Here is a 15,287-nt window from a genome sequence, read left to right on the forward strand (position 1 = left end):
CGGCCTGTGAGTAACAGGCCCGTTGGCACGGCCATTAGCCTGCCCATCTGGAATTACGCTTTGACAGCCAAGCAATTCAACAGGTTAAATCCCTTGGCACGCGGACTGCATGGTCAGTTCGCGCCCTCGTCTGTTTGAATTCGTTTTCTGGAGTACCGCCCTTGGATGCCACGACCATCAACAGCCTGTTCCTGATCGGCGCGTTGCTGGTGGGTGCAAGTATCCTGGTCAGCTCGCTGTCCTCCCGCCTCGGCATTCCGATTCTGGTGATCATCCTTGCCGTGGGCATGGTCGCCGGCGTCGATGGCGGCGGCATCATCTTCGATAACTACCCGACGGCCTATCTGGTCGGCAATCTCGCGCTGGCGGTCATTCTTCTCGACGGCGGCCTGCGCACGCGGGTGGCGAGTTTCCGGGTCGCACTCTGGCCCGCCTTGTCGCTGGCGACGGTCGGGGTGCTGATCACCACGGGGCTGACCGGCATGGTTGCCGCCTGGTTGTTTGACCTGAACATTATTCAGGGCCTGCTGATCGGCGCCATCGTCGGTTCCACAGACGCCGCCGCTGTGTTCTCGCTGCTGGGCGGCAAAGGCCTGAACGAGCGGGTGACCGCCAGCCTGGAGATCGAATCCGGCAGCAACGACCCGATGGCGGTGTTTCTAACGGTCACGCTGATCGACATGCTGTCCAGCGGCCAGACCGGCCTGCACTGGAGCCTGTTGGGCCATCTGGTTCAGGAATTCGGCATTGGCGGGATCATCGGGCTGGGCGGCGGCTGGATCATGCTGCAACTGGTCAACCGGATAAATCTGGCGAACGGCCTGTACCCGATCCTGGTGGTCGCCGGCGGTCTCGTCGTCTTCGCACTGACCAACGCCATTCACGGCAGCGGCTTCCTGGCGGTTTATCTGTGCGGTCTGGTACTGGGCAACAAGCCTATTCGCAGCCGCCACGGCATTCTGCACATGCTTGACGGCATGGCGTGGCTGGCGCAGATCGGCATGTTCCTGGTGCTCGGCCTGCTGGTCACGCCCCATGACCTGTTGCCGATTGCGCTGCCGGCCCTGGGCCTGGCGCTGTGGATGATTCTGGTGGCACGCCCTCTGTCGGTGCTGGCCGGCCTGCTGCCTTTCCGGGTGTTCCACCGCCGTGAAAAAGCCTTTATTGCCTGGGTCGGTCTGCGCGGCGCGGTACCGATCATTCTGGCGGTGTTCCCGCTGATGGCCGGCCTGCCCCATGCGCAGCTGTATTTCAATCTCGCGTTCTTCATCGTGCTGGTGTCGCTGCTGGTTCAGGGCACGAGCCTGCCGTGGGTGGCGAAATGGCTGAAAGTGACGGTACCGCCTGATCCGGCGCCGATTTCCCGCGCCGCGCTGGAAGTGCATGTCACCAGCGAGTGGGAACTGTTCGTGTATCGCCTTGGCGCCGAAAAGTGGTGCATCGGTGCCGCACTGCGCGAGCTGAAAATGCCAGAGGGCACACGTATTGCCGCCTTGTTCAGGGGTCAACAACTGCTCCATCCGTCGGGTAGTACGGTGCTGGAAGTGGGCGATCTGCTCTGCGTCATCGGCCACGAACACGACCTTCCCGCCCTCGGCAAGCTGTTCAGTCAGGCGCCGCAACGCGGTCTGGATCTGCGCTTCTTCGGTGACTTCGTTCTTGAGGGAGACGCTGAGCTGGGGGCTGTCGCGGCACTTTACGGTTTGAAACTCGATGGGCTGGATCCGGGCATGCCGCTGAGTCAGTTCATCATTCAGAAGAATCGAGGCGCGCCGATCGTGGGCGACCAGGTCGAATGGAACGGAACTATTTGGACCGTCGCAGTTATGGACGGGAACAAGATCCTCAAAGTGGGCGTCAGATTTCCCGAAGGAAGCAGCCCGGGGCCCGCGCTGTTCCTTTAAACTGCCCCCCATTCTGTTCGCTCGACCCGGTGTCTATGCTCACGCTGCGTAACCTTTTTGCCTCGGCCCTGCTTGGGCTTTGCCTGTCGTCCGTACCGGCGCACGCCGCCGATACGCCCCCCCTGTCCAGCGAGGCCGTCCAGCGCAGTCTGGACAAGATCGCCGACCGCAAACTGACCGCTGACGACCAGAAAGCCCTGCAGCAGGTCCTGGAACAGACGCTGACATTCCTGTCCAGCCAGAAGGACAACCAGCAAAAGCTGGATGACCTGAAAAAGCAGCTCGCCGACGCGCCCCGGCAGACCACCGAAAACCAGCACGAGCTGACCAAGCTCAAGGCCAGCAAAGTCATTCCGGTCGTTCAGCGTTACGCCAATCTGGACGTGCCGCAGCTTGAGCAAATACTGAGTCAGCGCAGTGCCCAGCAGGCTGATCTGCAAAAAGCCCTCAACGACGCCAACAGCCTGACCATCACCGCGCAGACCCGGCCCGAGCGCGCCCAAGCCGAAATCAGCAGCAGCCAGACGCGCATTCAGGCCATCAGCGGCACGCTCAAGTCCGGCAAGGATGGCGGCAAGGCCATCAACGCCGACCAGCGCAACGCATTGAACGCCGAGCAGACCTCGCTCAACGCGCTGATTGCCCTGCGTCGTCAGGAGCTCGCCGGCAACAGCCAGTTGCAGGACTTGGGCGGCAGCCAGCGCGACCTGCTCACGGAAAAGGTCAATCGTCAGGATCAGGAAATCCAGGACCTGCAGACGCTGATCAACGAGAAGCGCCGCGCCCAGTCTCAGCAAACCGTGACGCAGTTGTCCCTTGAAGCGCAGAAAGCCGGGGGCAGCAGCCTGCTGGCGACCGAAAGCGCCGCCAACCTCAAGCTCTCCGACTACCTGCTGCGTGGCACCGACCGCCTCAATGAGCTGACCCAGCAGAACCTCAAGACCAAGACTCAGCTGGATGCCATCACCCAAACCGATCAGGCGCTGGACGAGCAGATCAACGTGCTGAGCGGCAGCCTGCTGCTGTCGAAAATTCTCTACAAGCAGAAGCAGTCGCTCCCCAAACTCAAGCTCGACAGCGGTCTGGCCGACGAAATTGCCGATATTCGCTTGTACCAATTCGAGGTCAATCAGCAGCGCGAGCAGATGAGCAGTCCGAGCGCATACGTCGACACGTTACTGGCGACGCAGAAGCCGGAAGACGTCACACCCGCGCTGCGCAAGACGCTGCTCGATCTGGCGACCACTCGCAGCGACCTGCTGGAGCGGCTGAACCGCGAGCTGAGTGCGCTGCTCAACGAATCCATCACCCTCCAGCTCAACCAGAAACAGCTCGTCAGCACCGCCAACAGCCTGCGGGCCACCCTTGATGAGCAGATGTTCTGGATTCCGAGCAACAAGCCGCTGGATCTTGAGTGGTTCGAGCGCATACAGCCACGACTCGTCAAACAGGTGACCACCCTTCCCTGGACGTCCAGCGTCAGCGAACTCTACGACGGACTGACCCAGCGGCCGCTGATCTTCCTGCCGCTGTTTCTGGTGATCGGCGCGCTGATGTGGAAACGCAAGGCGCTGTACGACAAGCTCAATCGGTTGCACGCCGACATCGGCCACTTCAAGCGGGACCGGCAGTGGCAGACACCGCTGGCGATTTTCATCAACGTGCTGCTGGCAATGCCGTTGTCGCTGACGCTAACGGTGTGTGCGTTCGCGCTGCAGATCGACGCCCGCGGCCAAAACGTCAATCTCGGTTCTGCGCTGCTGCAGGTAGCGCTGGCCTGGTTGGTGTTCTACACCGCTTACCGCATTCTGGCGCCGGGCGGCGTGGCGCAATTGCACTTCCGCTGGGAAAAACCACAAGTGGAATTCCTGCGCGGCTGGATCCGTCGTCTGGGTCTTGTCGTGCTGGCGCTGGTGACGGTGGTCGCCGTCGCCGAGCACGAGCCCTCGGCATTGGCCGACGACGTCATCGGCATCGCCGTGGTGCTGACGTGCTATGCCCTGATGGCCTGGCTGCTCGCGCGGCTGCTGCTCACCAGCCCGACCCACCACAGCGCGTCGCTGTTTCGTCGTGCGGTGGGCCTGGCCTTCACCGCCCTGCCCGTCGCGTTGTTCGTCGCCGTGTGCTTTGGCTATTACTACACCGCGCTGAAACTCAGCGATCGGCTGATCGACACGCTGTATCTGCTAATGCTGTGGCTGGTGATCGAAGCCGCCTTCGTGCGCGGACTAAGCGTCGCCGCGCGCCGTCTGGCGTACCAGCGCGCGCTGAGCAAACGTCAGGCCGCAAAAGAAGCCGGCGAAGGCGAGACGCTGATCGAGGAACCGACGCTGGACATCGAACAGGTCAACCAGCAGTCGCTGCGATTGATTCGTCTGGCGCTGATTGCAGGCTTCATCGGCGCGCTCTACTTCGTCTGGGCCGACCTGATTTCGGTGTTCTCGTACCTCGATAACATCACGCTGTACGAGTACACCAGCGGCACCGGCGCCAACATCAGCATGGTGCCGATTAGCCTGGGCGACTTGATCGGCGCCTTGGTCATCATCGGCATCACCTTCGTGCTGGCGGGCAACTTACCGGGTCTGCTGGAAGTGCTTGTGCTGTCGAAACTCAACCTCAAACAGGGCAGTTCGTACGCAACCACGACGTTGCTTTCGTACACCATCGCCGGCGTCGGTTTTGTCTCGACGCTCTCGGCGCTCGGCGTGAGTTGGGACAAGCTGCAATGGCTGGTGGCGGCGCTGTCGGTTGGCCTGGGCTTCGGTATGCAGGAGATCTTCGCCAACTTCATCTCCGGGATCATGATCCTGTTCGAACGCCCGGTGCGGATCGGCGACACCATCACCATCGGCGCCTTGTCGGGTACGGTGAGCAAAATCCGCATTCGCGCGACCACCATCACCGATTTCGACCGCAAGGACATCATCGTCCCTAACAAGACGTTCATCACCGGGCAACTGATCAACTGGTCGTTAACCGACACGATCACCCGCGTGACGTTGAAACTGGGGGTGGATTACGGGTCGGATCTGGACCTGGTGCGCAGCCTGCTGCTCAAGGCCGCGCGTGACAATCCCAGGGTGTTGAAAGACCCCGAGCCGATTGTTTACTTCCTCAATTTTGGTGAAAGTACCCTCGATCACGAACTGCGCATGCATGTGCGTGATCTAGGCGACCGCAACCCGGTGCTCGATGAGATCAACCGGTTCATCAACAAAGAATTCAAGAAACAGCACATCAATATTTCGTTCCGGCAAATGGAGGTTTACCTCAAGAACATGCAGGGACAGGAGTACAAAATGGTGCCAATCGAGCCGGAGCAGAAAACCATCACGCCGCCCACTGCTGTGCCTCCAGCCCCAAAAGATGCACCTGAGCCGCCCGAAGTCAGGCTCGACTGACCCGGAAAAACCCAGCAGAATGGTCGGACATTCTGCTGGAGGCATCCCTTGAAAGCCCTCGACGAGCTGACCTTCGATAATCGTTTTGCCCGCCTGGGCGATGCGTTTTCCACCACCGTGCTGCCCGAGCCCATCGCCGATCCACGGCTGGTGGTTGCCAGCAAAGCGGCCCTCGCGTTGCTCGATCTGGACCTTGCTCAGGCAGAACAACCTCTTTTTGCTGAAATCTTCAGCGGTCACAAACTGTGGGCCGAAGCCGATCCGCGCGCGATGGTTTACTCCGGTCATCAATTCGGTTCGTACAACCCGCGCCTGGGTGATGGCCGCGGCTTGCTGCTCGGCGAGGTGTACAACGACGCCGGCGAACACTGGGACCTGCACCTCAAGGGCGCCGGGCAGACACCGTATTCACGCATGGGCGATGGTCGTGCTGTATTGCGCTCGTCGATCCGCGAGTTTCTGGCTTCAGAAGCCCTGCATGCCTTGGGCATCCCGACCAGTCGCGCGGCCTGCGTGATCGGCTCCAGCACCCCGGTGTGGCGCGAAACCCAGGAACGCGCAGCGATGGTTCTACGCTTGGCGCAAAGCCACGTGCGCTTCGGCAGCCTCGAATATTTCTTCTACACCAAACAGCCGGAACAGCTGAAGCAACTGGCCGATCACGTGCTGTCCCTGCACTACCCCGAATGTCTCGAAGAGACCGAGCCGTACCTGGCGATGTTTCGCGTGATCGTCGAGCGTCAGGCCGAGCTGATTGCCAAATGGCAGGCCTATGGTTTCTGTCATGGAGTGATGAACACCGACAACATGTCGATCCTCGGCATTACCTTCGACTTCGGCCCCTTCGCGTTCCTCGATGACTTCGACCAGCATTTCGTCTGCAACCATTCCGATCACGAAGGCCGCTACTCTTTCAGCAATCAGGTGCCGATTGGCCAGTGGAACCTCAGCGCGCTGGCTCAGGCGCTGACACCCTTCATCAGCGTCGAGGCATTGCGTGAGGCGCTGGACCTGTTTCTGCCGCTGTATCAGGCGCATTACCTGGACCTGATGCGTCGACGTCTGGGCCTGACGACGGCCGAAGAGGATGACGCTGACCTGATCGCGCGCTTGCTCCAGCTGATGCAGAACAGCGGCGTCGACTACACCCTGTTTTTCCGCCATCTGGGGGAAGAATCAGCCGAAGTCGCGGCAGGGAAGTTGCGCGACGACTTCGTCGACATGCTCGGCTTCGACACCTGGGCCGACGCCTACAAAGCCCGCATCGCGCGCGAACCCGAGTCCAGCCAACAAGATCGCCGCGCGCGCATGCACGCCGTCAATCCGCTGTACATCCTGCGCAACTACCTGGCCCAACGCGCCATCGAAGCGGCCGAACAAGGCGACGACAGCGAGGTTCGCCGCCTGCATCAGGTGCTGTGCACACCGTTCGAGGAGCAGCCTGGAATGGAGAGTTATGCGCAGCGGCCGCCGGATTGGGGCAAGCATCTGGAGATCAGTTGTTCGTCGTGAGTGCGAATGAGTCAAGGTCAGATAAAGACCTCTACCGGCACGCCGAAACGTTCCGAAATCTTGCGGATCTGCTTGAGGCTCAACTGACGCTCGCCTGAGAGTATTTCGGAAATGACGGACTGCGTCCCCACTTCAGGCAAGTCGCCTTGGCCAAGGTCGTGCTCGTGCATCAGGTAACGCAGTGTCTCCGCGCCTGAGGCCATAGGCATGGGCCGATGCTCATGGTCATAGGCTTCAATCATTTCGCTGACCAAAATGGCGAGACGATTCAGAGGGTGCTGCTCATCCTCCCCGATGATCTCCAACAGCTCGTCGAGCCCGCTGACAAGCAGATCATATTCAGCTTCCGTTTCAGGCCGAGTCAGTAATGGCGCCAAGTGATGCCAGTGCTCTGCAGCCTGTTTAATGAGCGCGCTCATTGCTCATCCCTCCATTTACCTTTGTCGTATTCACGATGGTCGAACACATGCTTTATGTACAGCCGCTGTGCTGAGTAGTTAACCGACGCAATCAGCCGGATCTTGTTCCCGCCGATATCAAAAACATGAAATCTTCTCACTTTATCTGTCGAGGGCAACATCGCTCTCATCGCACTAAAATCGTTCAGCCTGGATGCTTTGATTAAGCGGTACCAAGCGTCAAGAGCCGTTGACGATTGTGGCCATTTCTTCTTTGCCTCCCAGATTCGCTTTTCAGTGATGACGTGCATTTCCCTACCGTTGTGCGTGCAATATCCAGCTTGGCCACCCATACGGCCATCACACTCTGCGATGGCCGAAGCATTCTTTTATCCCGCTGCCTTCTCATCCCTGGACGTAGCACCCGCTTGCTCAACTCGCGCATCCGCATCCACAGTTGCTGGATTTTCAACCTCCTGCGCAGCCGCCGTAGTCGACACCGGTGAGGTACGGGGCGCGTACTTCTTCGTGTAGGCGATGTTGTTTGGGTCAGCTTTCTTGTCTTTGCTGGTGTCGACGATGCCGGCGAGGATGTCGTAAAGGGTCAGTTTGCGGTCTGCCGCTTGACGTCCGAAAGCGCCCGGCAGGCTGGGCAGCGTGAGGTCGCTCTTGATTCGCGCCTCCAGAATGGCTTCTGCTCCCTTGGGATAGCTCACCGCCTTTTCGATCGCCGGCAGCGACTTGAGGTAGCTCAGAGCGTCGTTATAGAACCGGAAGGCCTTGCCCGTCCGGGCTTGCTCGATCACCCCCTCGTTTATCGCCACCTTGCGCCAGTCCTCGTCCATCTTCTGCACGCCCTGCCAGGCCGCGCGCCGCTCGTTGAGTGTGAAGGCTCCGCTGTCGTCAAAGGCAATCAGGTTCAGTTGTTCACGGGACAGGTTCTCGAAAGGGCTTTTGGCGTTCTTGTCACCGGCCAGTGTCCGGGTCACGAACGCACTGGCCTCTCGCGCGCGGTCCAGCAATTCAGGGTCGTTAGTCTTGGGCACTTCCATGGCCCGGGTGCCGCTGTTGACTGTGCGGCCTTCGATCAAAAACTCATCGATGCGATTTCGCCCGTATTGCCCCAGCTCGGCGTGGGTCATCACCGCGTCCCTCTTCTGGGCTCGCGCAGCGCTTTCGTTCAGTTGTGCCGCCAGTGTCGAAAACGTCGCCTTGTCGGTCGCGGTCGCTGCAGGTTTATCGACGGTTTTGGGGGCGCTGTTTGGAGCGGCGTCAACGACTGGCTTTTTATTCGCGACAACCGCTGCAACCGCGGCCTGGATCTGGCTGATCATGGGCGACTCCCTGGCTATGAGATGACAGGGGCCGACGCGCATGTTCGTCAGTCAGCCCCTCACGTCGACACTAGCGACGGCCAGACAGGGCGAACAGTTGGGCGAACGGGGGATGCTTTCGGGGAATCAGCGACCGAGGATTGGGCTTAACGCCCGTAGTCAGGGGCTGGGACGAACGGTGAAGGAGGAATTTGTTGCGTCTTCAGGTTAGAGAGTTTGTCGGCGTGGTGTGCTTAAACGAATAGTGAAACTTGAACCAAGTCACGTCGCCTATTTGAGGTAATCGATGAAGTCACCGCAACTCTCTACCGCTCGGCGCTTCAGATGAACCTGTAAAGCTTGATAACTCAACCCGCCGGCTCCACCTAGTAGTCATCAACCCTACTCAGGCCTCTGCCATGTCCGATTCCCTGCTGATCCCCTGCCCACATTGCAACGGTCTCAATCGCATCCCTGCCGGGCGGGTGTCCGACCAGCCGAAATGCGGGCGTTGCAAGCAGCCGGTTTTGCTGAGCAAGCCGTTCAACCTGACGCAGGGCGATTACGCCAGTCAGATCAAGGGCGATCTGCCGTTACTGGTGGACGTATGGGCGGAGTGGTGCGGGCCGTGCAAATCCTTCGCGCCGACGTTCGAGCAAGCGGCCACTCAGCTGAGCGGTAGGGTTCGACTGGCGAAGCTGGACAGCGAGTCCAATCAGCAGCTTTCCGCGCAGCTGGGCATTCGCTCGATCCCGAGTTTGATCCTGTTTAAGGACGGTCGTGAAGTTGCCCGGCAGAGTGGCGCAATGCCGTTGCAACAGCTGATCGCGTGGCTGGCCAGTCAGGGAATTTGAGAGACGCTTCTTCAGCGATCGAAGTGCATGACAGCCAGCGCTGTAGGCAGGTTCTGAAAGCCCCTTTTGGCCCCGAATCCGTCGAATTCTGCGTCTAGGCTTCGCCACTCCTATCGGTACCCTGGAGTGGTTAGCTATGACATACGTGGTCAGAGAGGGCGATTCAACGACAACCGGCGGCGTGGTGTTAAGCGCCTCAGGCTCGCACACATGGGAGGACCGACGTCTGGCCCGCATGGGCGATCCGGTCTGGTGCGAGTTGTGTGCACAGGTTGGCTTCATTGCCCAAGGCAATCCGACCTTCATCGATGAGCTCGTGGCCGTGGCGACCCACGGACAGGCCGTGCGCTGCGGCTGTGCGGACGGCACCCACCATCTGATCGCCAGCCAGGATCAGCTTCAGGCCGACATGGAAGCGACCATCGACATTCCCAAGGACATGGCCGAAAAGGCGCGCAAGCGAGCCAAGCACATGACCCGAGCCCGTCGGGAAAGCCACGAACCGCTCGCCTAGCAGTCAGCGATTACCCGCACCCGTTTCCAGCAAGTGATGCAGCTCGACAAATTGCTGAGTCAGTTTATGCCGCGGCTCCAGATGGATCAGCGGCATATTGGCCTGGTGGGATTCACGCATCTTGATTGAACTGGTGAGGTAGACCGGCAGCACCGGCAACCCTTCAGCGATGAGTTCGTCGAGGATCTGCTGGGGCAGGCTCGCCCGCGCCTGGAACTGGTTGACGATAATGCCTTCCACTTCCAGATCCTCGTTGTGATCTTCCTTGAGTTCTTCGATTTCTTTGAGCAGGCCGTAAAGCGCCTGACGGGAGAAGCTGTCACAGTCGAACGGAATCAGCACGCGATCCGCCGCGATCAACGCCGACACCGCGTAGAAATTCAGCGCCGGGGGCGTGTCCAGGTAGATGCGCTCGTAATCTTCACTCAGCTCATCCAGCAGTTTCCGCAGCTTGTTGATCTTGTGCTTGGCTTCCAGCTTGGGCTGCAGATCCGCCAACTCGGCCGTGGCAGTCACAACATGGAGGTTGTCAAAGGGCGTTTCGTAGATGTCGACCTGATTCTTTTTGGCGCCAGGCCCGGATGACAGGGTCTGCTTGAAGAAATCCGCGATCCCCATGGGAATCTCGTCGCCGGTCAGACCGGTGAGGTACTGCGTCGAGTTGGCCTGGGCATCAAGATCGATCAACAGCGTCCGATAACCTTCATGAGCACTGACAGCCGCCAGATTGCAGGCGATGCTGGACTTGCCAACGCCGCCCTTCTGATTGAATACCACACGCCGCATGTATGACTCCCTGTTGCTGTCCAGCCGTGAAGGATCGCCTGCGACCCGATGAATGGTCTCGAGTCTAGGCAATCGCGAAGAGTAGGGCGAGCCTCTTGGAAAAATCTGACTGTAAGGGCGAAGCCCGCAACGCATACAGGCCCATTGCTCCTACAAAGCCGTGTCAGATGTCGCCGCCATACCAGTAAGAATAATCGTCAGTAAACAAACCTTTTGTTTCAACGTTTGCCTCGGCGCTGTGGCATCCGGATAATGCCCGCCACTCGGCGATAGCGCCGCGCCATGGCTGGTGCCACTTCGGAGACTCGAAGTCCGGAAGTATGCCCGTATCAGGGCAGGATGATTTTGTGATCAAGTTCAACATTGCACAGTGGCGCGCGTGGGCGCCGGGGCTGATATCGGTCGAAGAGTGGCGTCAATGGAGCCACGAACCCGTGATCCCCGCCCCGACGGACGCAGCGCCAGACGTTTCATTTTTGCCGGCCATGCAACGCCGCCGGTTGAGTCGTCTGGCCCGCATGGCCTTCAGCGTAGGCTGGCCGCTGGCAGAGGGCCTGGAGCGATTGCCGCTGGTGTTCGTCTCGCGGCACGGCGAAACGCCCCGAACCTTCGACATCCTTAGCGATCTGGCCAACGACGAGCCGCTGTCGCCCACTCAGTTCAGCCTGTCCGTGCACAACGCCGTTATCGGCCTGTGGTCGATCCTGCGCGGCGAGACCAGCGAGATGACGGCCCTGGCCTGCGCGGGTGACGGGCTCGAACATGGCGTCGTCGAGGCCGCGTCCCTCCTTGAAGACGGTGCGCCGGCAGTGCTGCTGGTGATCACCGAGGAGCAGCCGCCTGCCGCCTACGCGCCGTGGATCGATGATGTGCCGTTTCCCTATGCGCTCGGCCTGCTGCTGACGCCGGGGGATGAGTGGCAGCTTTCGTTGATGACCCGCGAACCGACCGAGACGGATTCCGAGCGCAGCCAATGGCCCCACGCGCTCAACCTTTTACGTGCGCTGTCGACACAACAGAGCGCTCTGCAACATCCCTGGAAGAATCGGCTATGGAATTGGCAACACAACCGCTGAGCAAAAGCCGCGACGCCTATCGCTGGCGCCTGCTGGCCACAGCCCTGAGCTTTGCCCTCTTCGGTGTGGGCGGGTTGTGCCTGCGCGTGTTCGTCTTTCCCCTGCTGGCGCTGCTGCCCGGCGATGCCTGCAGCCACCAACGGCGCGCCCGCCGGACCATCAGCCGCCTGTTCCGGGCATTTATCCGGATCATGAGCAACGCTGGCGTGCTGACTTACGAGATCCAGGGCGCCGAGCGTCTGGGCCGCCCCGGGCAAATGATCATCGCCAACCATCCGTCGCTGATCGACGTGGTGTTTCTCATCGGGCTGGTGCGCGACGCCAATTGCGTGGTCAAGCAGAGCCTGTGGCAGAACGTATTCACCCGAGGCCCGGTCCGGGCCACCGGGTATGTCAGCAACGACGGCAGCGCCGACATGCTGGAGCAAGCCGCGCATCTGCTGAGGACCGGCCAGACCCTGATCATCTTTCCCGAAGGCACGCGAACCCAGCCAGGCCATGCGCCCGCCTTTCATCGCGGAGCTGCGGCCATTGCCCTGCGTGGCGCCCACGTCATTACGCCGGTGACCATCCATGTGTCGCCGACCACGCTGACCAAGGCCGAGCCGTGGTACCGCATTCCCCTGCGCCGCCCGCATTTTCACCTGCGGGTGGGCAACGATATCGATCCAGCGGCATTTGCCGCGCTTGGCCCGGCCCCTGTGGCGTCGCGCAAGCTCAACGACTATCTGCATCAACACTTCACCAAGGAGCTCGCCACAGATGAGCGATCTGCACCAGGACATTAAACAGCTGATCATCGACGCCCTGGGCCTCGAAGACATCAGCACCCAGGACATCGGCAACGACCAGACGCTGTTCGGCGAGGGCCTGGGGCTGGATTCGGTCGACGCCCTGGAGTTGGGCCTGGCCATCCAGAAACGCTACGGCATCAAGATCGACGCCGACGCCAAAGATACTCGCAATCACTTCACCAGCGTCGACAGCCTCGCGGCATTCGTCAGCGCGCGCCAAGTGGCCTGAGGACAGAACATGCAATCCCGTGAAGACATCTTCGACACCCTGCGCTCGTCGATGGTTGAGCTGTTCGAGCTCGAACCCGAGCGCGTCACCCTCGAAGCCAACCTGTATCAGGACCTCGAAATCGACAGCATCGATGCCGTGGACCTGATCGACCACATCAAGCGCAAGACCGGCAAGAAGATCGCCGCCGAGGAATTCAAGTCGGTACGCACCGTGGGCGATGTCGTCGACGCGGTCTATCGCCTGGTCCACAGCCCCGCATGAGTCGACTGATTGGCCTGGTCCTGGTGCTTGCAGGCGTCCTGTACCCGTTTGCCGTCTACTTCGGCATGGGCCATTTCGCCCCATGGCAATTCGCGCTGCTGCTCGGCGCGCTGTGGGGGGTGCGTGCGCTGACCAGCGAGGGACGTCCGGGCGGCGTGTCGATGGCGCTGACGGCGATGGGCTTTTGTCTGCTGCTCGGGTTGTTCAACAGCCCGCAATTGCTACGCTGGTACCCCGTGCTGATCAGCGGTTTCATGCTGACCCTGTTCGGGCTGAGCCTGATGCGCGGCATGCCGCTGATCGAGCGACTGGCACGCCTGACAGAACCCGATTTGCCGGTCGTTGCGGTTCGCTACACGCGCCAGGTCACCCGGGTCTGGTGCCTGTTTTTTCTTTTCAACGGTTTCGTCGCCGCCGCCCTGACCCTCTGGGCGCCGCTGAGCTGGTGGACGTTATACACAGGGCTCATCGCCTACGGTTTGATGGGCCTGCTGTTCGCCGGTGAATGGATCGTTCGTCAGCGCGTCCGGGGTCGGGCATGAGCTGGATCGATCTCGAACACCTGTTGCTTGATGCTCATCCACAGCGCGCCGTTGCCCATACTCCCGCGCTGAGCCATGCCGCGTTGCAGGAACGCGCGCTGCGTGTTGCCGCCGCGCTGCAGCAACGTGGCGTGATACGCCTGGCAGTCCATCTGGAAGACGCCGCTGAACTGGCCATCGCATTGTTCGCGGCATGGCGCGCCGGCGTGGCGGTGTTGCTGCCGGCCGATTTGCAGGCGCAAACGAGGCTACGCTGGGCCGGCCATGTCGACCTGTGGCTGACGGATCTGCCGGACGACACCCGCCTCGATCAACTGAACGCCGATCCGCTGCCCCCTGCCGCGCTCGATCTGGATCAGTGCAGCTTGAGCCTGTGCACCTCCGGCTCCAGTGGCGAACCCAAGCTGATCGAGAAGCGCCTGCGACAGCTGGCCAACGAGGTGTCTGCCCTTGAACGCTTGTGGGGCGCCGACCTGGGTGATGCCTGCATCATCGGCAGCGTGGCGGCGCAGCACATTTATGGCCTGTTGTTTCGGGTGCTGTGGCCGCTGTGCGCCGGACGCAGCTTCGTGCGCCAACAACTGCCGTTTCCCGAAGACTTGCAGCGCGTCAGCCGTGAGCATGAATCCTTCGCCTGGGTGGCGAGCCCCGCGCTGCTCAAACGCATGGGCGACAATCTCGACTGGAATCACCTGAGCGCCGTGCGCCGTGTGTTTTCGTCCGGCGGCGCGCTGCCGACCGACGCGGCAGAGTGGCTGCATCAACGGCTCGGGCAGTGGCCAAGCGAAATACTCGGCAGTTCTGAAACCGGCGGCATCGCCTGGCGCCACGGCGACCCGCTGTGGCGCGCTTTCGATGATGTCACGCTGGGTCAGGACGACGGCGGTGCCCTGCGGATCGAGTCGCCGTACCTGCCGATCGGCCATGTCGAACAGACAGCCGACGCGGTGCGCTTTCTGGAAGACGGTCGTTTCGAGCTGCTAGGCCGGCTGGACCGCATCGTCAAACTGGAAGAGAAACGCATCTCCCTGCCGCTTCTGGAGCAAGCACTCGCGACCCATGAGTGGGTCAGCGAAGCACGCTTGGGCGTGGTTCGGGAAAACCGCGCATCGCTGGGCGCATTGGTGGTGTTGAGCGCCAGCGGCGTGCATGCGCTGCGCAATCAGGGTCGGCGCGCGTTGACCCAGGCGCTGCGCCAGCATCTGGTGCCGCATTGCGAAGCACTGGCATTGCCCCGCCGCTGGCGACTGCTGAGCCATCTGCCCCTCAATGCCCAGGGCAAGTTGCCGCAAGCGCTGATCGAGACATTGCTGGTGTCGCCGCGCACTCAAGCCCCTGATCTGGTCGCACAGGAGCAACACGACGACGAGTGGCGACTGGAATTGATCGTCCCTCTGGACCTCGCGCATTTCCTCGGCCACTTCCCGGGCACGCCAATTTTGCCCGGCGTGGTTCAGGTCGACTGGGCGATGAACCTGTCCCAGCGTCTGATGGACCTGCCGCCGCGCTTTGCCGGCATGGAAGTGCTGAAGTTTCAACAACTGGTGCGCCCCGGCGATCGCATCAGCCTGACCCTGCGTTTCGACCCCGAGCGCAGCAAGCTGCATTTTGCCTATCGGAACGGCGAAGCGGCCTGCTCCAGCGGGCGGATTTTACTGGTGAACGCGGATGCATGAGCTCTGCACATTCAAGGAAGA

The 15,287-nt window shown here is 61.0% G+C and carries 15 protein-coding genes; 11 read left to right on the forward strand and 4 right to left on the reverse strand.

Annotated elements, in window-relative coordinates; all coding sequences use genetic code 11:
- The first annotated feature begins 161 nt into the window (after positions 1–161).
- From AC3ISG_RS22585 to selO, 3 genes are read left to right on the forward strand one after another with little or no spacing between them, the layout of a single operon-like run.
- Entirely contained in the window at positions 162–1,904 is a 1,743-nt protein-coding gene (locus AC3ISG_RS22585) for a potassium/proton antiporter (protein ID WP_122625568.1), read from the forward strand.
- Between the two features lie 35 nt (positions 1,905–1,939).
- The gene (mscK, locus tag AC3ISG_RS22590; protein ID WP_489298012.1) at positions 1,940–5,308 is read left to right on the forward strand and encodes a mechanosensitive channel MscK; all 3,369 of its coding nucleotides are present in this window, start codon (positions 1,940–1,942) and stop codon (positions 5,306–5,308) included.
- Positions 5,309–5,356: 48 nt separating this feature from the next.
- Positions 5,357–6,820 carry a protein adenylyltransferase SelO gene (gene selO / locus AC3ISG_RS22595; RefSeq protein ID WP_489298013.1) on the forward strand — a complete coding sequence of 488 codons (1,464 nt, stop codon included), beginning with the start codon at positions 5,357–5,359 and terminating at the stop codon, positions 6,818–6,820.
- Positions 6,821–6,837: 17 nt separating this feature from the next.
- Here selO and AC3ISG_RS22600 read toward each other — a convergent pair whose 3' ends face one another.
- The 3 genes from AC3ISG_RS22600 to AC3ISG_RS22610 all read right to left on the reverse strand — a co-directional run bounded on the left by AC3ISG_RS22600 (position 6,838) and on the right by AC3ISG_RS22610 (position 8,594).
- Entirely contained in the window at positions 6,838–7,239 is a 402-nt protein-coding gene (locus AC3ISG_RS22600; RefSeq protein WP_427683296.1) for a helix-turn-helix domain-containing protein, read from the reverse strand.
- Positions 7,236–7,529 (reverse strand): type II toxin-antitoxin system HigB family toxin, encoded by a 294-nt coding sequence (locus AC3ISG_RS22605; protein ID WP_489298014.1) that lies wholly within the window; start codon positions 7,527–7,529, stop codon positions 7,236–7,238. Before AC3ISG_RS22605 ends, AC3ISG_RS22600 begins: the two co-directional genes overlap by 4 nt.
- 78 nt (positions 7,530–7,607) lie before the next feature.
- Complete coding sequence (locus AC3ISG_RS22610) at positions 7,608–8,594, reverse strand: hypothetical protein (protein WP_489298015.1); 987 nt, start codon at positions 8,592–8,594, stop codon at positions 7,608–7,610.
- A 356-nt stretch (positions 8,595–8,950) separates the two neighbouring features.
- On the opposite strand from AC3ISG_RS22610, the gene trxC reads away from it, so the two are divergent.
- Both trxC and AC3ISG_RS22620 read left to right on the forward strand, forming a co-directional pair.
- Entirely contained in the window at positions 8,951–9,385 is a 435-nt protein-coding gene (trxC, locus tag AC3ISG_RS22615) for a thioredoxin TrxC (protein ID WP_122533896.1), read from the forward strand.
- Positions 9,386–9,521: 136 nt separating this feature from the next.
- Positions 9,522–9,899, forward strand: coding sequence for a PAAR domain-containing protein (locus tag AC3ISG_RS22620; protein WP_122533897.1), 378 nt, complete (start codon positions 9,522–9,524; stop codon positions 9,897–9,899).
- 3 nt (positions 9,900–9,902) lie between these two features.
- On the opposite strand, the gene AC3ISG_RS22625 is transcribed toward AC3ISG_RS22620, so the two are convergent.
- A complete protein-coding gene (locus AC3ISG_RS22625; RefSeq protein WP_122533898.1) occupies positions 9,903–10,685 on the reverse strand; it encodes a ParA family protein in 783 nt (260 codons plus the stop codon).
- Between the two features lie 320 nt (positions 10,686–11,005).
- Here AC3ISG_RS22625 and AC3ISG_RS22630 point away from each other — a divergent pair, with 320 nt between their 5' ends.
- The 6 genes from AC3ISG_RS22630 to AC3ISG_RS22655 are packed head-to-tail and all read left to right on the forward strand — an operon-like array spanning position 11,006 to position 15,266.
- A complete protein-coding gene (locus AC3ISG_RS22630) occupies positions 11,006–11,761 on the forward strand; it encodes a beta-ketoacyl synthase chain length factor (protein WP_122625560.1) in 756 nt (251 codons plus the stop codon).
- Positions 11,737–12,549 (forward strand): lysophospholipid acyltransferase family protein, encoded by an 813-nt coding sequence (locus AC3ISG_RS22635; protein WP_489298016.1) that lies wholly within the window; start codon positions 11,737–11,739, stop codon positions 12,547–12,549. The genes AC3ISG_RS22630 and AC3ISG_RS22635 overlap by 25 nt, the downstream gene beginning before the upstream one ends.
- On the forward strand, positions 12,524–12,784 hold the full coding sequence (locus AC3ISG_RS22640; protein ID WP_122533901.1) for a phosphopantetheine-binding protein: 261 nt from the start codon (positions 12,524–12,526) through the stop codon (positions 12,782–12,784). The genes AC3ISG_RS22635 and AC3ISG_RS22640 overlap by 26 nt, the downstream gene beginning before the upstream one ends.
- Before the next feature lie 9 nt (positions 12,785–12,793).
- On the forward strand, positions 12,794–13,048 hold the full coding sequence (locus AC3ISG_RS22645) for an acyl carrier protein (protein ID WP_122533902.1): 255 nt from the start codon (positions 12,794–12,796) through the stop codon (positions 13,046–13,048).
- On the forward strand, positions 13,045–13,590 hold the full coding sequence (locus tag AC3ISG_RS22650; protein ID WP_122533903.1) for a COG4648 family protein: 546 nt from the start codon (positions 13,045–13,047) through the stop codon (positions 13,588–13,590). Before AC3ISG_RS22645 ends, AC3ISG_RS22650 begins: the two co-directional genes overlap by 4 nt.
- Positions 13,587–15,266 (forward strand): ApeI family dehydratase, encoded by a 1,680-nt coding sequence (locus AC3ISG_RS22655; RefSeq protein ID WP_489298017.1) that lies wholly within the window; start codon positions 13,587–13,589, stop codon positions 15,264–15,266. Before AC3ISG_RS22650 ends, AC3ISG_RS22655 begins: the two co-directional genes overlap by 4 nt.
- The last annotated feature ends 21 nt before the right edge of the window (positions 15,267–15,287 follow it).

The sequence above is a fragment of the Pseudomonas sp. GL_135 genome, assembly GCF_057834665.1.